This is a genomic window from Marinomonas shanghaiensis (assembly GCF_003259175.1).
GTDB classification, from domain to species: Bacteria; Pseudomonadota; Gammaproteobacteria; order Pseudomonadales; family Marinomonadaceae; genus Marinomonas; species Marinomonas shanghaiensis.
The window spans coordinates 34,756-53,431 of the sequence record NZ_QGOK01000006.1 but is presented as its reverse complement, the minus strand read 5'-3'; the positions used below and the strand labels follow the sequence as shown (position 1 = coordinate 53,431).

General features: G+C 43.5%; 22 protein-coding genes and 1 other RNA gene. 12 read left to right on the top strand and 11 right to left on the bottom strand.

Annotated features, from left to right (window positions below):
• Positions 1 to 31 precede the first annotated feature (31 nt).
• A complete protein-coding gene (locus DKT73_RS06050) occupies positions 32 to 361 on the bottom strand; it encodes a DUF3392 domain-containing protein (RefSeq protein ID WP_111637683.1) in 330 nt (109 codons plus the stop codon).
• 9 nt (positions 362 to 370) lie between these two features.
• Positions 371 to 928 carry a uridine kinase gene (locus tag DKT73_RS06045; RefSeq protein WP_232827799.1) on the bottom strand — a complete coding sequence of 186 codons (558 nt, stop codon included), beginning with the start codon at positions 926 to 928 and terminating at the stop codon, positions 371 to 373.
• A gap of 127 nt (positions 929 to 1,055) precedes the next feature.
• Between DKT73_RS06045 and DKT73_RS06040 the strand changes: the two genes are divergently transcribed.
• Positions 1,056 to 1,667, top strand: coding sequence for a uridine kinase family protein (locus DKT73_RS06040; RefSeq protein WP_111637682.1), 612 nt, complete (start codon positions 1,056 to 1,058; stop codon positions 1,665 to 1,667).
• A 39-nt stretch (positions 1,668 to 1,706) separates the two neighbouring features.
• Here the strand turns inward: DKT73_RS06040 and dnaJ are convergent, their stop codons facing one another.
• From dnaJ to grpE, 3 genes are all read right to left on the bottom strand, one after another.
• Positions 1,707 to 2,834 (bottom strand): molecular chaperone DnaJ, encoded by a 1,128-nt coding sequence (dnaJ, locus tag DKT73_RS06035; RefSeq protein ID WP_111637681.1) that lies wholly within the window; start codon positions 2,832 to 2,834, stop codon positions 1,707 to 1,709.
• Between the two features lie 162 nt (positions 2,835 to 2,996).
• On the bottom strand, positions 2,997 to 4,910 hold the full coding sequence (gene dnaK / locus DKT73_RS06030; protein ID WP_111607177.1) for a molecular chaperone DnaK: 1,914 nt from the start codon (positions 4,908 to 4,910) through the stop codon (positions 2,997 to 2,999).
• Positions 4,911 to 5,011: 101 nt separating this feature from the next.
• Entirely contained in the window at positions 5,012 to 5,590 is a 579-nt protein-coding gene (gene grpE, locus DKT73_RS06025) for a nucleotide exchange factor GrpE (RefSeq protein WP_111637680.1), read from the bottom strand.
• 185 nt (positions 5,591 to 5,775) lie between these two features.
• Between grpE and recN the strand changes: the two genes are divergently transcribed.
• The gene (gene recN, locus DKT73_RS06020; RefSeq protein WP_111637679.1) at positions 5,776 to 7,446 is read left to right on the top strand and encodes a DNA repair protein RecN; all 1,671 of its coding nucleotides are present in this window, start codon (positions 5,776 to 5,778) and stop codon (positions 7,444 to 7,446) included.
• Positions 7,447 to 7,519: 73 nt separating this feature from the next.
• On the opposite strand, the gene fur is transcribed toward recN, so the two are convergent.
• Positions 7,520 to 7,930 carry a ferric iron uptake transcriptional regulator gene (fur, locus tag DKT73_RS06015; protein WP_111607180.1) on the bottom strand — a complete coding sequence of 137 codons (411 nt, stop codon included), beginning with the start codon at positions 7,928 to 7,930 and terminating at the stop codon, positions 7,520 to 7,522.
• Positions 7,931 to 7,999: 69 nt separating this feature from the next.
• On the opposite strand from fur, the gene DKT73_RS06010 reads away from it, so the two are divergent.
• The gene (locus DKT73_RS06010; protein WP_111637678.1) at positions 8,000 to 8,317 is read left to right on the top strand and encodes an outer membrane protein assembly factor BamE; all 318 of its coding nucleotides are present in this window, start codon (positions 8,000 to 8,002) and stop codon (positions 8,315 to 8,317) included.
• A gap of 3 nt (positions 8,318 to 8,320) precedes the next feature.
• Here the strand turns inward: DKT73_RS06010 and DKT73_RS06005 are convergent, their stop codons facing one another.
• From DKT73_RS06005 to DKT73_RS05995, 3 genes are read right to left on the bottom strand one after another with little or no spacing between them, the layout of a single operon-like run.
• Positions 8,321 to 8,599 carry an RnfH family protein gene (locus tag DKT73_RS06005; protein ID WP_111637677.1) on the bottom strand — a complete coding sequence of 93 codons (279 nt, stop codon included), beginning with the start codon at positions 8,597 to 8,599 and terminating at the stop codon, positions 8,321 to 8,323.
• A 1-nt stretch (position 8,600) separates the two neighbouring features.
• On the bottom strand, positions 8,601 to 9,032 hold the full coding sequence (locus DKT73_RS06000; protein WP_111637676.1) for a type II toxin-antitoxin system RatA family toxin: 432 nt from the start codon (positions 9,030 to 9,032) through the stop codon (positions 8,601 to 8,603).
• Position 9,033: 1 nt separating this feature from the next.
• Positions 9,034 to 10,392, bottom strand: a complete 1,359-nt coding sequence (locus tag DKT73_RS05995) for a sodium-dependent transporter (RefSeq protein ID WP_111637675.1) — start codon at positions 10,390 to 10,392, stop codon at positions 9,034 to 9,036.
• Between the two features lie 181 nt (positions 10,393 to 10,573).
• On the opposite strand from DKT73_RS05995, the gene smpB reads away from it, so the two are divergent.
• Both smpB and ssrA read left to right on the top strand, forming a co-directional pair.
• A complete protein-coding gene (gene smpB / locus DKT73_RS05990; RefSeq protein WP_111607185.1) occupies positions 10,574 to 11,053 on the top strand; it encodes an SsrA-binding protein SmpB in 480 nt (159 codons plus the stop codon).
• Between the two features lie 113 nt (positions 11,054 to 11,166).
• Positions 11,167 to 11,528, top strand: a transfer-messenger RNA (tmRNA) gene (ssrA, locus tag DKT73_RS05985).
• Positions 11,529 to 11,800: 272 nt separating this feature from the next.
• Here the strand turns inward: ssrA and DKT73_RS05980 are convergent.
• Positions 11,801 to 11,992, bottom strand: coding sequence for a hypothetical protein (locus DKT73_RS05980; protein WP_111637674.1), 192 nt, complete (start codon positions 11,990 to 11,992; stop codon positions 11,801 to 11,803).
• Between the two features lie 123 nt (positions 11,993 to 12,115).
• Entirely contained in the window at positions 12,116 to 13,120 is a 1,005-nt protein-coding gene (locus tag DKT73_RS05975) for a phage integrase (RefSeq protein WP_111637673.1), read from the bottom strand.
• Between the two features lie 163 nt (positions 13,121 to 13,283).
• Between DKT73_RS05975 and DKT73_RS05970 the strand changes: the two genes are divergently transcribed.
• From DKT73_RS05970 to DKT73_RS05945, 7 genes are all read left to right on the top strand, one after another.
• Entirely contained in the window at positions 13,284 to 13,505 is a 222-nt protein-coding gene (locus DKT73_RS05970; protein ID WP_111637672.1) for a hypothetical protein, read from the top strand.
• Between the two features lie 8 nt (positions 13,506 to 13,513).
• The gene (locus DKT73_RS05965) at positions 13,514 to 13,744 is read left to right on the top strand and encodes a DNA-binding protein (RefSeq protein ID WP_232827798.1); all 231 of its coding nucleotides are present in this window, start codon (positions 13,514 to 13,516) and stop codon (positions 13,742 to 13,744) included.
• A gap of 105 nt (positions 13,745 to 13,849) precedes the next feature.
• Complete coding sequence (locus DKT73_RS05960; RefSeq protein ID WP_111637671.1) at positions 13,850 to 15,805, top strand: replication endonuclease; 1,956 nt, start codon at positions 13,850 to 13,852, stop codon at positions 15,803 to 15,805.
• 42 nt (positions 15,806 to 15,847) lie between these two features.
• On the top strand, positions 15,848 to 16,129 hold the full coding sequence (locus tag DKT73_RS05955; protein ID WP_111637670.1) for a single-stranded DNA-binding protein: 282 nt from the start codon (positions 15,848 to 15,850) through the stop codon (positions 16,127 to 16,129).
• Between the two features lie 249 nt (positions 16,130 to 16,378).
• Positions 16,379 to 16,531, top strand: coding sequence for a hypothetical protein (locus tag DKT73_RS20030; protein WP_157959162.1), 153 nt, complete (start codon positions 16,379 to 16,381; stop codon positions 16,529 to 16,531).
• Positions 16,532 to 16,657: 126 nt separating this feature from the next.
• Positions 16,658 to 18,355 carry a hypothetical protein gene (locus DKT73_RS20150; protein WP_198666555.1) on the top strand — a complete coding sequence of 566 codons (1,698 nt, stop codon included), beginning with the start codon at positions 16,658 to 16,660 and terminating at the stop codon, positions 18,353 to 18,355.
• A 3-nt stretch (positions 18,356 to 18,358) separates the two neighbouring features.
• Positions 18,359 to 18,676, top strand: a complete 318-nt coding sequence (locus DKT73_RS05945) for a DUF2523 family protein (protein ID WP_111637669.1) — start codon at positions 18,359 to 18,361, stop codon at positions 18,674 to 18,676.

The following is an 18,676-nucleotide window of genomic DNA, read 5'->3' as shown; positions in this document are numbered from 1 at the left end:
CGAAAACTGACAGGAAATTTCATGAATTATTTTACAAATGACGCTTTCTCTCAGCCAAAATCCCTAAAACACAGAAACAACCGATCACCAAAGCGGGTCGATAGACAAACTCCACCTGCGTAATTCCCCAATACACCAATGGCTGGCTCCACAAAGTCAAAAGACCATAGCCGAAAGTACACATCAAAATGAATGCCATTACCCTCACAATGAATACCCAAGAGGCAACCAACCGCTTAAGGTAAGCATTCACCTTATCCCCATATATCACCAAACATGTCGCCACGAACGCAAGAGAGATATCCTGAAGATGGGGCTGAATAAAATGCGCCATCCGTAAATTAAGATCCACAATAAACATAAACAACCACTATTTTTTACGAGATAAGGCTTCGACATCAATTTGACCAGAACGCGTCACTTCGCGGGGATGCTCATCAACATACAGAATAGACACATCAAATGTACTGTTATGCAGTTCAATCAAGGTGCCATCTTTGAACAACCACGTTGAACGACCAATTCCTTTGTTCAGATATCCGCCACTAGGCGCACCGTATTTTTTTTCCAGTAAATCGCCTAATGCTTTGCGCTTTTCATTGCTTTCGACAACACCTGATAACAAGGCTTGGCTAACATAACCAGACGAATTGGAATAAATAGTCGCATTGGTCACACCGAAAATACCTTCCGGCCCCAAACTATAGCTGACCACACCTTCTTTATAGGAGGGATAACTACGCAACCCCATGGTAGCAAGTTGCTTTTCTAAACGTTCCAAACTCAAATCATTTAAAGACAAACCAAACAACTCTGCGATGCTAGAAGCACGAGAGGTCATGTCATTTGACGTATTTGCCGACACACTGGCCACAGAGAACACAGCAAGCACACTAGCAACGCAAAACGACAAGGAAATTCTTCGCATTCCTTCTTTCCTTTACGATATGAAAATTTAGTTTTACAGGCAAAAAACACGTAACCTGATATATAATACAACAGTATAAACGCCTCTAGTTCAAGGCGGACAAAAACTTTATTTACTGAGGTAATACATGGCTCTTGTTATTGGCATTACAGGCGTATCCGGCAGCGGAAAAAGCCGACTTTGTTCTCTATTAGCAGAAGGTCAAAGTGATAAAATCACCATCCTATGCCAAGACAGTTTTTATAATGGGTGCGGTAGCATTGACCCTGATGTGTATAATTTCGACGATCTAAGCTCTTTGGACCTTGAAAGCTTAATTTTAGCCATTCATAACTGTAAAAACCGACAACAACCGAATGAAATCCCAGTCTACGATCACTCCCAGCACAAGCGCACGGGCTATCGAAACCTAGATCCGACACACGTCGTCTTGGTAGAAGGGCACATGATGTTTCAAGACGCGGGAATTCGCGACGCGGTAGACTATCTTCTATACGTTGACACAGACATGGACATCGCTATTGTGCGTCGTCTAAAACGCGATATCGCTGAGCGCGGCCGTGACGTCAACGAAGTCACCAGCCGCTATATGCGTCATGTACGTCAGGCATCACTCAAAACCATCGATATTCGCAGTAAAGCGGACTTTATTATTCCAAATAATAAAAGCTTTACCAACGCCGCTAGCTTATTGCGGAACCACATAGACTACTTACTCAAAGAAAAAGGCGCCAAATAGGCGCCTTTTTCTATACAGAGGCTAAGAAAGCCGCTGTTATTACTTTTTAATATCGTCGAAAAAACGCTTCACGCCATCAAACCAACTTTTTTGCTTAGGCGAGTGATTGGTGCCTTCACCCATGCTTTCTGCCAATTCGGTCAACAGCTCTTTTTGACGAGAAGTCAGATTCACAGGCGTTTCAACCACAGCCTTACAAATCAAATCGCCGACTGGACCTCCACGCACAGGCTTCACACCTTTATTGCGTAAGCGGAAGAGTTTTCCAGACTGGCACTCTGCCGTCACCTTCAGGCGTACGCGACCATCTAACGTTGGCACATCAATTTCGCCACCCAATGCCGCTGTTGTGAAACTAATAGGCACTTCACAATAAAGATTCGCGCCATCGCGTTCAAAAATACTATGAGGCTTCACTGAGACTTGTACAAACAAGTCACCGGCTGGACCACCGTGTGTACCCGCTTCGCCTTCACCAGACAAACGAATACGATCGCCCGTGTCAACACCCGCTGGAATTTTGACATTAAGGGTTTTGTACTCTTGTACACGACCCTGACCATGACAATCAGAACATGGATCAGAAATAACCTTACCGGCGCCATGACATTCTGGACAAGTTTGCTGAACAGAGAAGAAACCTTGTGACATGCGTACTTGACCCGCACCGCCACACGTACCACAAGTCTTAGGCGTTGAACCTTTCTTCGCACCTGAGCCATCGCATGTTTTGCAATGCACTAAGGTTGGAATACGGATCTTCTCTTCGCATCCCCAAACCGCTTGTTCAAGATCCAATTCAAGAGTGTAGCGTAAATCGGAGCCACGGCGTGTTCGGCTTTGACCGCCACCACCACCGCCAAAAATATCCCCAAATACATCACCAAAAATATCACTAAAACCGCCAGCACCAGCGCCGCCGCCATAACCACCAGCCTGACCGTTAACACCATCGTGACCAAAACGATCATAGGCTGCACGCTTGTCATCGGAAGACAAAATTTCATAAGCCTCGGCAAGTTCTTTGAACTTTTCAAGTGCCTCTGGGTTATCTGGATTCTTATCTGGATGGTACTTATTCGCTAAAGAACGATAAGCTTTTTTAATGTCTTTCTTATCCGCGCCTTTGGCCACCCCAAGAACGTCGTAATAGTCTCTTTTGCTCATCGCAGCAATTCCTGAATTAAAAAGCCTGAATTTAAAAGTCTGTATTAAAAAATCTAAATCTAAAAAACACCAAACTCATATTGTGCAAATAGCAAAGCACGGTCAAAAACCGTGCCTGCCATACACAGCCCCACTACCGAGGGCAAAATAAGAGCTTAACGCTTATTTTTTATCTTCTTTTACTTCTTCAAACTCAGCATCAACAGCGTCGTCTTGAGACTTAGCTTGCTCGCCTGTTGCAGATTGAGCACCGGCTTCAGCATCGGCATACATCTTCTGAGCCAAAGTACCAGACGCTTGAGTCAACGCATTGGTTTTCTCTTCAATCTTCTCTTTGTCATTTGAAGTCAATGCTTCTTCCAGTTCAGTAATGGCTGTTTCAATCGCTGCTTTCTCTTCAGCAGACGCTTTATCACCTGCATCCGCTAATGTTTTACGCGTTGCGTGAATCATGCCATCCGCTGTATTGCGAACTTGCACCAATTCTTCGAACTTGCGGTCTTCTTCAGCGTTCGCTTCGGCATCACGAACCATTTTTTCAACTTCTTCATCGCTCAAACCAGAAGACGATTTGATCACGATAGACTGCTCTTTACCTGTTGCCTTGTCTTTCGCAGACACGCTCAAGATACCGTTCGCGTCGATGTCAAAACTCACTTCGATTTGTGGCACACCACGTGGCGCTGGTGGAATATCAGCCAAGTCGAAACGACCTAGAGATTTGTTCTGAGACGCTTGTTTACGCTCACCTTGCAATGCGTGAATCGTTACCGCATTTTGGTTGTCTTCCGCTGTAGAGAAAGTTTGCGATTTCTTAGTAGGAATCGTCGTGTTTTTCTCGATTAGCGTAGTCATCACACCACCCATAGTCTCGATACCTAGAGACAATGGCGTAACGTCTAGAAGAAGAACGTCTTTCACATCACCTGAAAGTACCGCACCTTGGATAGACGCACCGATAGCAACCGCTTCGTCAGGGTTCACGTCTTTACGTGGCTCTTTACCGAAGAATTCCGTTACTTTCGCTTGCACTAATGGCATACGAGTCTGACCACCAACCAAGATAACTTCGTTGATATCAGCCGCTGTTAGATCTGCGTCTTTCAATGCTTGGCGGCAAGGCTCAAGAGATTTCAATACCAACTCTTCAACCAAAGACTCCAACTTAGAACGAGTCAATTTCACGTTCAAATGTTTAGGACCCGTCGCATCGGCCGTGATGTAAGGCAAGTTAACTTCTGTTTGAGAAGAAGAAGACAACTCAACTTTCGCTTTTTCACCGGCTTCTTTCAAACGCTGTAGCGCGAGTGGATCGTTGTGTAGATCGATACCAGACGATTTTTTAAATTCGGCTGCCAAGTATTCGATAACACGCATATCGAAGTCTTCACCACCTAGGAAAGTATCACCGTTGGTAGACAATACTTCGAATTGTTTTTCGCCATCGACGTCAGCGATTTCGATGATAGAGATATCGAATGTACCACCACCAAGGTCATAAACCGCGATAGTAGAGTCACCAGAACTCTTGTCTAAACCGTAAGCCAACGCCGCCGCTGTTGGCTCGTTGATAATACGTTTCACTTCTAGACCGGCGATTTTACCCGCGTCTTTTGTTGCTTGACGCTGAGAATCGTTGAAGTAAGCAGGAACCGTAATAACCGCTTCCGTTACTTTTTCGCCTAGGTAGTCTTCCGCTGTTTTCTTCATTTTCTTCAGAACTTCAGCAGAGATTTGTGGTGGCGCTTTTTTGTCGCCTTTTACTTCCACCCACGCATCGCCGTTATCTGCCGCGATAATTTTGTAAGGCACCATAGAGATGTCTTTTTGCACAACGTCGTCTTTAAATTTACGACCAATCAAACGCTTAACCGCAAACAAAGTATTTGTTGGGTTGGTAACCGCTTGACGTTTAGCTGATTGACCGACTAGCACTTCGCCATCTTCTGCAAAAGCAACAATCGAAGGCGTAGTACGATCGCCTTCCGCGTTTTCAATAACGCGTGCTTTTTCGCCATCCAAAACAGCAACACAAGAGTTGGTTGTACCTAAGTCAATACCAATGATTCTACCCATGGTTTGTATCTCCAATAAATTCGTTTATGACGATGATAATTCTGTATTTGGGTACGCTTAATTGTATTTCAAGCGTCCAGTGTCAAAAAAATGACAGTAAATTAAGCTGCGCTTGAAACCACAACCATAGCAGGGCGCAATAGGCGACCATTAATGGTGTAACCCTTCTGAACAACGTCCATGACGGTGTTCGCTTCGAGTTCAGGGTTTGGCACCATAGTGATGGCTTGGTGCAACTCTGGGTTAAAGGGTTCGCCATGTGGATCAACCACTTTCACTTCAAAGCGAGCCAATGTCTCAAGCAAATCTTTTAGCGTCAGCTCAACACCTTCACGAACAGGGTCAGACTCACCTGTGTCTGGTGCAGAGGCCAGTGCGCGCTCAAGATTGTCCGCCACGTTCACAATCGATTTAGCAAACTTTTCTAAACCAAATTTGTGCGCTTTCTCGACATCTTGTTCAGCACGACGACGTACGTTTTGCGCATCGGCATGGGCACGAAGTGCCGCTTCTTTATACTGGGCGACTTCTTCTAGCGCTTTTGCAAGCTCATCATTTTCAGTAACTTCTTCTAAAGTCTCTACTTCAGGCTCTAAAATCTCTTCTACTGTGTCGTTTTGTGTTTCGCTTTTCAAATCTTGCTCCGCTTCTAGATTAGGATTTTTTTGCTGCTCACTCATTCTTCAACTCCAAATAACAGAAACAATTCTTTGTCTGTGCCAGTTATATGGGGACAGCTTTTTCGCTTTCAACAGCAAAGCCGCATTAATTTTATGGGAATTAAATTTACTGACGGTACTTGTCAAAAAACGACCAAGTACTGTATAAATAACCATATAAATATATTTTCTCTTTGGAGCCCTCTATGCTGACCAGCATCGCTATTTCCAACTTCGCCATTGTTGAATCCCTAGAACTGGAGTTCAAAAAAGGCATGACCGTGATTTCAGGTGAAACCGGTGCCGGTAAATCCATCATGGTGGACGCCTTGTCGCTTTGCTTAGGCGATCGAACCGATGCGGCAGTCGTTCGACATGGTGAAAAAAAAGCGGACATCAGTGCCAGCTTCGACATACAGCACTATCCACATGTGCAAAAGTGGCTCGAAGAAAGAGACCTAGAACACGACCAACATTGCATATTACGTCGCGTGATCAGCAAAGAAGGCCGCTCTAAAGCGTATATAAACGGTCGTCCTTGTACATTGAACGACTTAAAAGAAGTGGGCAGTCAGCTCGTGGATATCCATGGTCAGCACGAACATCAGTCGCTGTTGAAAAAGAACGCTCAAAGACAACAGCTTGATGAATATGGTCGCCTTACCGAGTTAAGCAAACAAGTCAGCCAACAGTACTCAACATGGCGACAGCTCAAAGAAGAACTCTCTGCACAACAAAATAGATCCGCAGAACAAGATGCCAAGATTCAGTTGCTGTCTTATCAAGCTCAAGAACTGCAACAGCTTGATTTAAAAGAAGGCGAAATTGAAGAACTCGAAAACGAACAGGCGTTTTTATCGAACATTGCCGACTCGCAATACAAGGCGTACCAAGCCAGCGGCATTTTGATCGACAGTGACGAAGGCAATGTTTGCTCTTTATTACACCAAGCCATTAACAGTGCCAGCCAAATCCGCCCGGCCACAAAAGAGCTGGAAAACGCACTTGAAATGATGAATGTTGCGTTAATACAAGCACAAGAAGCCGCGGATAGCTTACATCATTACCAAGACACGCTAGAACAAAATCCCGAGCGCCTCATGGATATAGAGCAACGCTTATCAGACATTTATGATACGGCTCGTAAACATAGAACACTGCCAGAAGGGTTATTAGCACTACGAGAAAGCGTCGAAGCAGAGCTTAACAGCCTACAAGGCAGTGAGGAAAGCTTGGAGTCTTTAAAAGAAAAAGAAGAGCAAGCCTATGAAAAACTCACTGCGCTTGCAACAACGCTGACAGAAAAACGCATTATTGCCAAAGACGAACTAGCACAAAAAGTCGAAGAGCAGATTCATGGGTTGGGCATGCCTCACGCACGTTTCTTTATTCAATGTCAGCCGCTTAACCAAGTGTCGGCAAATGGCTTTGAAGACATCGAATACATGATAGCGTCCAACCCAGGCCAACCCGCTCAGCCATTACGAAAAGTGGCGTCTGGCGGTGAATTGTCTCGTATTAGCCTAGGGATCCAAGTGGTTACCGCGCACACCTCGATTATTCCAACATTAGTGTTCGACGAAGTGGACGTGGGCATCAGTGGTGGCATCGCAGAAGTGGTCGGTCGCATGCTGCGCTCTGTCGGCAAACGCGGGCAAGTATTTTGTGTGACCCACTTGGCTCAAGTCGCCGCGCAAGGCAATCAGCACCTGCGTGTTAGCAAGCTAGTAGAAGACGAAGCCACTTCTTCTCAAGTGGAACTGCTCAAAGATCAGCATCGCACTCAAGAGATCGCGCGCTTGTTAGGCGGATTAGAACTGACAGAGCAAACACTCGCCCATGCCCGTGAAATGCTCGGCAATGTTCAACTCCAATAATCTCACCGCAACAAAAAGGGCTTAAACCATCCGTTTAAGCCCTTCTATTCACAACCTAAGGTTATGTGGGTGATTATTTCTTCTTTGGACGCACGTAAATAATCAAGCTATGGTCTTCAATGTCAAAACCGTGCTCTTCTGCGATTTCACGTTGACGTTTTTCAATGATTGGATCGACAAACTCAATCACCTTGCCGCTGTCTAAACAAATCATATGATCATGATGATCGCCTTTCGCCAATTCAAACACAGCCGTGCCGGCTTCGAAATGGTGACGCTGCACCAACCCTGCTGTTTCAAACTGGGTTAGCACTCGATAAACCGTCGCTAAACCAACGTCTTCACCTTGATCAAGTAAAGTGCGATACACATCATCAGCACTCATATGACGGTCGCCCGCACCTTCAAGAATTTGTAAAATTTTCACTCGTGGTAGAGTTACCTTGAGTCCCGCTTTCTTTAGCTCTTGATTTTCGCTAGTCATGAGTCATTCTCTATTCGATCTTGTTGATAATTACTTTATCATTAGCACACCGGAGTAAGGATAATACAAATGAAAAAATCAGTTTTTATATTATGCGCAGCACTGTCGCTCAGTGCATGCAGTTTATTTCCACCACCGTACAAAGTTCCAGTAACACAAGGGAACCTTGTCACCAAGGAACAGCTATCACAGTTACAAATTGGCATGTCTGAATCTCAGGTCACTTATCTATTGGGCAACCCAATGCTAAGAGACACCTTTAAACCAAACGAATGGCATTACCTATATACAACACTATACGCAACGCCAGACACCAAACAAAGTGATGCAGACGACCTAGTGCTAATTTTTAGCGATGGCGCCTTAACACAAATCAAAAACAACTAATTCTTAGTTGTTTTTTGCTGCACGGTTGGCCCTCGCTTGTTTTGGGTCAACCTTCAGCTCACGATACAGCTCAACTCGCTCACCCTCTTTTAACACTTGCTCTTCGGCATTGCGTACCGCTTTACCAAAAATGCCCACCTTCACCGTTTCCACGTCCACATCAGGAAAAAAAACCTGAATATTAGAACGACGAACCGCATCACGAACGGTGCAACCCTCTTCAACCTCTAAAGCAATGATTTTCTGCTTTTCGGGTAGCGCATACGCTACTTCCACTCTCATCTTATTCACCGTACACCACTTTTGCTCGCTTGCTAAAGGAATCCACCATAGTGTTGGCAATTTGACTAAACACCCCACCAAAGGCAAATTTCAGCATACCGCTCAGTTCAAAATTAATACTCAGCATAATCTTACAGCTGGTTGGAGACAGCTCTGTGAACGTCCAAACGCCATGCAAACGTTTAAACGGCCCCTTTACCAAAGTCATCTCTATTCGACTGTAATTTTCCAAAAAGTTCTTAGTGGTAAAAGATTGTCTCACCGGCCCCTTCCCTACTTCCAAAGAAGCCACGATCTCCGTGGGCGTTTTTGAAATAAGAGTAGAGCTCAAGCAACCCGGTAAAAACTCAGGATAACCGTCAATATCATTCACCAGTGCAAACATTTGCTCGCAGCTGTAATTCACATGCGCGAATCGCTCTATATGACTCAAACTACGCTCCTATCCAACCAGCAAGAGTAATCACTATCATTGCTGGAATACTTATGTACTTCAATGTCTTATACCACCATTGAAAATGACTTGTCTGTTTGGCAATCATTTCATTTTGCAACATAGAGCGGGGAATAAACCACGCCACCAAAACAGACAACAAAATCGCCCCAACAGGCAATAGAATCAAGGATGTAAACTTATCCAATAATTCAAACAGGTTTAATCCATACATCAGCTTGCTGTCCCAATGATTAAGAGACAACAACACCGCAATGCCCACAAACCACACCGCCAAGCCCATTAATAAAGCGGCTTTTAAACGGGCGATGTAAAATTTCTCATGCAGCCAAGCAACAAATAACTCCAACATGGAAATCGCCGACGTTAATGCCGCCACAACAAGCAACAAAAAGAACACACCGGCAAAAAACTGTCCACCCAACAAATTGCCAAAAATGATCGGCAAAGACACAAACGTCAAGCTCGGGCCAGCCTGAACATCAATATCAAAAGAGAAGACCAACGGAAAAATCACCAGCCCAGCCAAAAGAGCCACCAACAAATCCACACCCACAACAATACTGCACGCTCGAGCAATCGACATACGCTTACTCATGTAGGCGCCATAAGCAAACATGGCCCCCATTCCCACACTCAAGCTAAACAAAGCCAGACCCACAGCAGCCAACACCACATCAAAGGTGATATTTTGCCAAGACCAGCGAAACATAAAGTTCAACGCCTCGCTCATGTTGCCAATCATCATGGAATAGCAAGCCAGTAATACCAGAGTCACCACCAACATGGGTAATAAAATCCGCACCACCGCAGACAAACCGCGCGTCACCGATTGACCAACGGTCAATACCACCAGCCCCATAAACACTGAATGCCATAATAACATCTCGCTCGGCGTCGCTAACAGCTCATTGAACATGCTAGACGCGCCCACCTGAGTAATATTATTGAACTCCCCTGTGACGGCTCGATCTAAATACGCAATAGACCAACCCGCAATCACACTGTAAAAGGTCAAAATCAAAAAGCCTGTGATACCCGCTAACCATGGCACCAACACCCAGGCAGGATGCACAATACGGCGCTCACTTAAATCATTGACCGTATCAATAGGATTTGAACGCACCGTTCGGCCGAGTGCCACTTCGGCGATCAATACTGGTAAACCCACCAACAGCAAACATAGGCAATACACCACCAAAAAGGCGCCACCACCGTTCTCGCCAAGCACATAAGGGAACTTCCAAATGTTGCCCAATCCCACCGCCGATCCACTGGCCGCAAAAATAAATATCCATGGACTTGACCAGATACCTTGTAAACATCGACTTTCAGGCATAAATTTAGGCTCTAAATACACAACACGTGTTTTAAGGATAGGAACAAAATACGAACATCAGCAACGTACGTGACACCTAACCAGACAAATTTAGTTAACAGGTACGAATTTTCCAACATTCAGGCGCATACCTCAAGAAAAGCATAGGTTTTTGCCTCTATCGACCGTATAATTTCCAACTATGAGTAAAGTAAAGAAAAAATCCAGCAGCACGGGCACCATCGCGCTTAACAAACGTGCAAAATACGACTACTTTGTCGACCAGAAGTTCGAAGCCGGTTTGGTTTTATCTGGTTGGGAAGTAAAAAGCCTGCGCGAAGGCAAAGCCCAATTAGTAGACTCCTTCGTCATTATCCACCAAAACGAAGCGTGGCTTGTCGGTGCGCGTATTACGCCACTGCTCAGTGCCTCAACGCATGTCGTTTGTGAACCTTTGCGTCAACGCAAACTATTGCTGAACCGCAAAGAGCTTGACCGGATCATCCAAGTCACCGAGCAAAAGGGCAAAACCTGTGCGGCCATGGCGCTGTACTGGAAAGCCAACAAGATAAAATGCGAAATCGCCTTGGTTACCGGTAAAAAAGAACACGACAAACGTGATACTGAACGCGATCGTGATTGGTCGAGAGACAAAGAACGATTAATGAAACACAGTGCCTAGTCCTATCTATTCATAGAACACACTTAAGTGTATCGTGAATAGCAACAGACTAAGCATTTCAGCGTTATTGCTAGCGTAAGCAAATAGTTTGCGTTAGACTAGCGTTACTTTTTGGGGGCGACATGGTTTCGACGTCGGTTACAAACCCAAAGGTGCATGTCGAGAGTGATACGTGATCTCGTTAATCCCCCGTATCAATTTAATAGTCGCAAACGACGAAAACTACGCTTTAGCAGCCTAAACCGCTGCTAGTGTGCTGCCCTCAGGTTGCTTGTAGCCAGAGATTCTGCAGTATCATAAATTACAAGATGCTAACTGATGCCCCGCCTAGGGATAAGGTTATAAGATTAAGTAGGCTCGCCATTAACACCCTGTCCTTCGGGCGGTTCGTGGTCAAATAATAGAAGTGACTATGCATGTAGAGCCGATGGCAGAGGACTGACGGACGGGGGTTCGACCCCCCCCGCCTCCACCACTTAAGTGGTTGATTTGTGAGATAAACATAAGTCAAACAGTGTAGATATGACCACAAAATGTCTACGAAAAACAAAAAAAAGCCGCTTCTATAGCGGCTTTTTTTGTACCTTAAATTTCTATATCTGTGCCCTAGACTACTGATTGGTATTAGTCGTTCACTTCTGCTTCATCTGAAATTTGCATACACAGAGAACCTACAGAGAGTAACTATTCGTATTTTTTCGAACTAGCATGAAATAAAAAAAAAGCCCATCATATGATGGGCTTTTTTTATTTTATATAAATCTTGCTACTTCCAGACCAGTAAGAGGCTCGCTGGGAATCTATAAGTGCTTTTTGAGCTTCATTTCTGCCGCTGTAATTAGTGTTTTTTTCTTTTAAATTGTCATAGGTATTAAATTTAATTAACGCTGTCACTATTCCTTGAAGCAGAACTGGTAAGTTTTTAATGTATTTGACCATTCCTTACCCTCCAAATTATTCATTTCGTTACTCGGTTTATACTGTAATATGTTAGGCCCGTCAATGTTACCTTTAGCCACTTTCATGCAAGTAACCAACGCCAATCGTTGAAAGCAATATTCTTTATCTTTCTGAGTAGTCCTTCAGTGGATTGAGTGTCACTGCATCTTTTAGGTGATCTGGTGCTAAGTGCGCATAACGCATAGTCATTCTTATGTCACTGTGCCCCAGTATTCTTTGCAAGGTCAAAATATTGCCGCCATTCATCATAAAATGACTTGCAAATGTATGCCTAAGAACATGAGCAGCTTGCCCTTTTGGCAACACAATACCACTTCGTTTCAATGCTCGTCTAAACGCACTCAATGAAAAGGTAAACAGCTCCTGTTCCTTCCTTCTAGCCGCATGAAGTTTGAGTTTTTCGTATAACCAATACGGTACTGGAATAGTACGGTTCTTTTTATTTTTCGTATCTGTAAATGTCACTTTTCCATTATGCACCCTACTTTTTGTTAGGCTTTCAGCTTCTCCCCATCTTACCCCTGTTGCCAATGATACCAACGTAATGAGCTCTACATGTTCATTTTCACTTTCATCAAATGCCTTCAGTAGAATATCAACTTGCTCATCATTCAAATAGGCTAGTTCCCTTTCACTCAACTTTATTGGATCTAAATCGTCTACTGGGTTAGAAAAACTAATTTCCTTATGCTTCTTCAACACATTAAACATCGCTCTTATGTATGAAAGTTCATTGTTTAATGTTTTATCTGATATCCCTTCTGATTTTCTAGAAGCCCTCATAATAGAAAATTGTCGTTCTGTTATGGTCCTGGCAATCGGATCTCCTAAACGTTCAGTTATTGCTACCATTTTTCGCTTACGACGTTCCCCATCTTTCAAGAATTGTCCAGCCATCAAGTACCAAACTTCTACTAATTCACTGAGTCGTCTGTTATCAGGTGGACTTTCATTCCATGGTTCTTCAGATTTAGCTCCTCCCATTGTATGCCGCTCAAACCTGAGTGCTTCCCCGCGCGTATCAAATTTCTTTCTAATTCTTCTACCCGACCTACCCCACGGATATACGTCTACTAACCATGCACTACCCTCTTTTTTGATTGACATAAAACCCTCTAAAAAGTGATAAAAATGTAATTAATAAATGTATATACAAAACGTATATACAGTAAGTTACTGATTTATATAGGAAAAATATATTGACAGGATCGGATGGGGCTGTCTACAATCCGACTATCAGAAAAGGTCGTTAAAAGCGTTTGAGGGATTTATGACGGGCACCAAATTGTATCTAGAAGATTTAGAAGCGAGAGATTTTTTACGCTCAGCTGTTCTACTGCAACGAGTTGGGCACAGTCATCGAGCAAATGTTGATGATCTTGCTTACGTCGCTTGCTGCTTATTAACTGAAATACAAAAATCAGTCACCGTCTCTGACGAACGTAAGTGTTTGGATCAAGCTATTGGCGTATTAATGACTATGAAATCATGAGGTGAGTTATGTCAAACCCTGAAACTACCGATGAAAATCTATTCGGCTTTAACAGTTTTCAGCGCTACACAGGATCAGCTCCTATCTTAACAAGTGAGAGATTTGCAGAGCTCATCGGAGTTACTCAAGATGTAGTTTTATCATCCATAAAACGCGGATATTTACCTACAGTTAAAATTGGTAAGCGACGATATGTGAATGTAGTCAGATTGACGCAGGAATTACTGGAAATGCAATAAAAAAGGCCATACCCGACGGCAATCGAGTATGACCTGATTGGAAGACAGCACGGCAATGCTGTTAATCCGAATTTGTCCCAAATCTCTAAAAAAAGGAACAGTTGAATGTTAGCTCATTCTGCACGTCATTTGCAATTTGTCGAGCCTAAACCGACATATGAACTACTTAACCCTATGTTTAATGGTAGCGATGGCGTTACGCCTTCTATTCGACATTACGGCACCAAAGAATGTGTTCCTTTTCGCGACAAAATCATTCCTAAGTATCCAGAGTTGTCATCAGCCATTTGTGCTGAGTACGACCATATTGCCTCAACCTCTTCTTATGCTAATGCGAATCGTCGTCTTCTTGAATTAGATAAAAGGCTCACAATTAAAAAGTTCGTTCTGTCTGATGAGTCTCTGATTTCAACAAATGGATTTAGTCTATCTAAAGCAAACCTTTTTACTATAGATGGCCTCAACCTAACGGCTTACGACGATGATATTTTAGACCTATCAATAAAAATTGCTTATTCAGTTAAGCAGTACAAAGCGCGAAAAACGGACGAAGAAACACTTATGTTCTGCATTGAGTTAGCAGAGCATTATAGATTGGATTTTTCTTCTCTTATTGCCAGAGTGAAATCACTTCCAGCTTTGCTCAATCGCTTTCTAGACCCTAGCGTCTGGAAACGTAAGTTATCTGCTTTATGTCGTTCAGAGTTGCAAGCAGTCACACGCGAACTGCGCCAAGTTCATAAGTTCTTCTCTCCTTACTCGTCTCACTTCTGCGCCAAGCGTTACAAATCACGTAAAGCCAAGACTGAAGAGTATTTAGCTAACACTGTTCTAGAAAATGAGCTTGGCTACAGCCTTACATTATTAGACGCTGCTTCAAGGAATCCATCTAATCCATATATCAGATTCGTTGAGTTTGTCAGGATTGGCAAAGGCTATTCAGAAATAGCATCTGAGATAGGTTACGAGTGTCTCTTTATAACCCTTACAGTGCCTAGCTGTAAGCATAAAATGCAACTTAAATATGAACGCAAAGGCCACAAAAAAAAAGCTATTTCTGCTATTCCTAACCCGAATTTTGATGGTTCATCCCCTAAAGAGGTAAACCGTTATCTAGCTCATTTATATGAGTTGATTACAGCAAAACTTGCTAGGAACAACATCCACAAGTTTGGAATTCGTTCGGTAGAACCTCACCATGACGGTACCCCGCATTGGCACCTTTGTTTGTTTCTTCACCCAAAAGATATTGAACAAACAAAAGACATCTTTCGCGAATATGCCCTTAAAGACTACCCAAATGAAAAAGGAGCCTCAAAGCAACGAATTAACTTCTTGGTAATACCTTGTCTTGCTGCCATGGGGTACTTGATTAAATATTTGGCAAAAAACACAACAGGCACAGCATTAAATAATTCATTAGAAAAAGACATTGGTACTGAATGGTACGGCACCGATCCAATAGATAGCGCCTTAAAGATTGAATCATGGGCACGTGACTGCGGTATTCGCCAATTTCAAGTGATAGGAGTACATAGTGTGCAGGCATACAGAGAGTTCAGAAGATTAGAAGAGCAGGATGGTCATTTAGAGGCAATTAGACAGGCTGCAAAGACTTTTGATTGGGCATCATTTGTCAATCTATTAGGTGGGCCATTCGCTACACGCAAAGACATTGAGGTTCGACTTGCTTATGGAGCACGTCAAAAACTAGATAAGGAAACGGGGGAAGTCACCGAGCAAACAACTTCTAAATATGGTGATGATGCAAAAGACACCGTCATTGGGTTGATTCACGCTGGCGTCACTATCCTTTCTAGAATCCATTTCTGGGAAGTTAAATCGACTCCTGAAGTGGTCCAGGCATGTCAAAAAATCATGGATGGTGTTGTCGATCTTATCGAAGAAGTTAACTTTCAAAACGCCCGAATAATTCCACATCACAAAAATTTAAGACCGCATTCTGATGAAAACTTGTTTTCGAAGAATGAGGTCCTGCCCGCGCGGCAAAGAGCGCCATTGCGACAGACGAAGTCTGGAGCCTTGGACTTGTTTCAATAACTCTACGCAGTACACACAAACGAAAACAACGGAGAAATAACTATGTTGAAAATATCTATCATTGAAGGTCATCACGCTGCACAAACACGGAATACAAAAAATGGTGCTCGTTACTTCCAAGTTGCCTATGCCGACATGGGCGGCGCTTTCCCGCAAGAAATTGAGGTCCCTATTCGTAACCCTGCTGAAGCCAGGCCTATTGGTGAATACAGCCTTGCTTTGTCAACCTTTCAGGTTGGCCGCTACAAGAACTTAGAGCTTAACCCTTTTCAGCTTGATCTCGTGCCGTTTAACAAGGCTGCACCAATGCAGAAGGCTGGCTAAACATTATGGCTAATTGTGTGGAGGTGACACCTGAAGGCTTTTTATATCAATCGTCATCTTCACTTTCAGGGTGCTCGTCAATGGTCATTCTAACCATTGACGAATACAAGGAGACACAGGTTGAGCTTAATCCATCTGATATAGGCAGCTTGTTCTTCTTTTCATTCGGTCTCGTTTTACTCTCATACAAATCTGCATGGGTTGTTGGCGTGATCAAAAACTTAATCGGAAAATTGTAAGGATTTAAAAATGGAAGAAACAAATATCATCACTCAACTTATGGGCGCTGTTGATACTACAACTCTTGTTGCAACAGTAACTTCAATTGGCTTAGTTGCCGTTGGCATCAAATTTGGTGAAAAAGGCATCACCTTTGTTAAGCGTTTAATCGGTAAGGTCTAAGACATGCAAACCACAGTCGCATTACTTCAGTTTTATTCAATGATTCTGTTTCTAGGTGGCCTCTGTGGTATTGCTTGCGTCATTGGATTTAGGGGCTGAGAAGCCCCTTTTTATTAGGGTACTTTCATGAAAAAACTGATTGCATTTCTTTTATCTGTTCAACTTATCATTGCTCCATGTCAGCGCGCTTACGCTGTTGTTCCAGTGGTTGCAGGCGTTGCGTATGCAATCGATTTTGCAGCACCTCAAATTATTCGCTATATAGGCTCGGAGGTAATTTTTCAGACAATTACCAGGGGCATGGATGCTGTTGATGCTTATTACTCTGCTCAATCAAAAATTTCAAAATCTAAGTTCGCTTCATTTATTCGTTCTAGAGCCAGTGCAGGTAACCTAGCTGCTGCAGCAATATTATCCGCTGTCGGTTACTACTATAGTGATTCAGTATTAGTCCAGGATATCCCCATTGAATATGCTGAAAACGATATTCCTCCTGTTGCTGGGTATTATTGGAAAGTTGGTTCCTCTTCAGGCGCTAGTGTTTTAGAGGCTTCACAGAATTATTTTTCATCGGCCATATCGGAAGGTGGAACTATTTTAATAAAAACATACGCTAACGACCCTTCGCTTAGTACTATTAGGACAGTACAGCTAATATCTTCCTCTGGAAACGTACGTTACGAAGAGCGTGCCATGCGCTATTCATGCTCATCAGGCTCTGCAAATATTTCTACATGCCAGGCAAGCTATACTTCTCCAACTTTTACACAGCAACCAGTTAGTGATTCTGTTGCTGAGCAGGCTATTTTTAATGACCTTGCATCACTATCACTTTCAGAAAGCCAAATTCAATATCTTACAGCGTCTGACGGCAATCAACTTCATCAAGAGCTTGTTAATGCTTTAGAAACAGCGCCAGTTCCCGCTATGCCAGATAACGATACCTTGATTCCTAACCAGGGAGATTCGCTTTGGTATTATGCTCACAAAATTGCAACAGGCACTGCTCAGACAACAGACTCAACGTCTAGTACTTATGTTCCTTCCTCTAGCTGGAACGCTGCATATTACCTTTCTAATACTGTAGCTAACTCTAACCCAAGTATTACGGGGCTTAATTCAGCGACTTATACAGCAAGTACTGGAACCACTACAGGCACTGGAACCACCACAGGCACTGGAACCACCACAGGCACTGGAACCACCACAGGCACTGGAACCACCACAGGCACCGGAACCACCACAGGCACCGGAACCACCACAGGCACCGGAACCACCACAGGCACCGGAACCACCACAGGCACCGGAACCACCACAGGCACTGGAACCACTACAGGCACTGGAACCGCTGCTGGAACAGGTACTACAACTGCTACAGGTTCAACCACAGTAGAAGTCCCTGGTGCCACAATTATTCTAGAACTTACTGGCGTTGAATCTCGCCTTGATCAATCCAACGCGATTACCCAGCAAATCCTTGATGGCATGGGCGCTTCTACTGCAACAGTTCAAACAACAGTCATTCCAGATTCATCTATAGCATTATCATTTTGGGATGTTAGGTATCCAGAAGGCCTCAAAGGTGTTTTTTCTTCATTTAAAATGAATGTTTTATCTACCCCTATCTTCGATTGGCTTGATTCATTTTCTCTCAATGTTGGCTCAGCTAGTGAGCCTGCCTTTGAATTGTGCTTTGGCTCTATCGCTCAAATTGATTTTGGCTGTTATAGCCTAAGTGCCGATTCTTATGTTTGGTCTGCAATTAAAGCAATGATGATTTTTTGCGCTCTGATTGTTTCTCGTCGCATCGTTTTTGGAGGGTAATTTATGCTGAATTGGTTAGCTGAGCGATGGAATGATTTTGTTACATTTTGCCTTTCAATACTTCTTTCTGTTTGGGATATGTTCATCGACTTGCTGTGTTTTATCTTTGAGCAGCTTTTAGAAATAGTCGTCTCGATGTTAGACACGCTTGGTGGTGTCTTTAGCTCGTTTTCTATTCTTAACTATGTTGATGCCTTACCAAGTCAAATGATCAACATCATGTCACTGGTCGGAGTGAATGAGGCAAGTTCAATTATTGTAAGTGCAATTTTAGTTCGTGTTGCCCTTCAATTAATCCCGTTTGTAAGGTTGGGTTCGTAG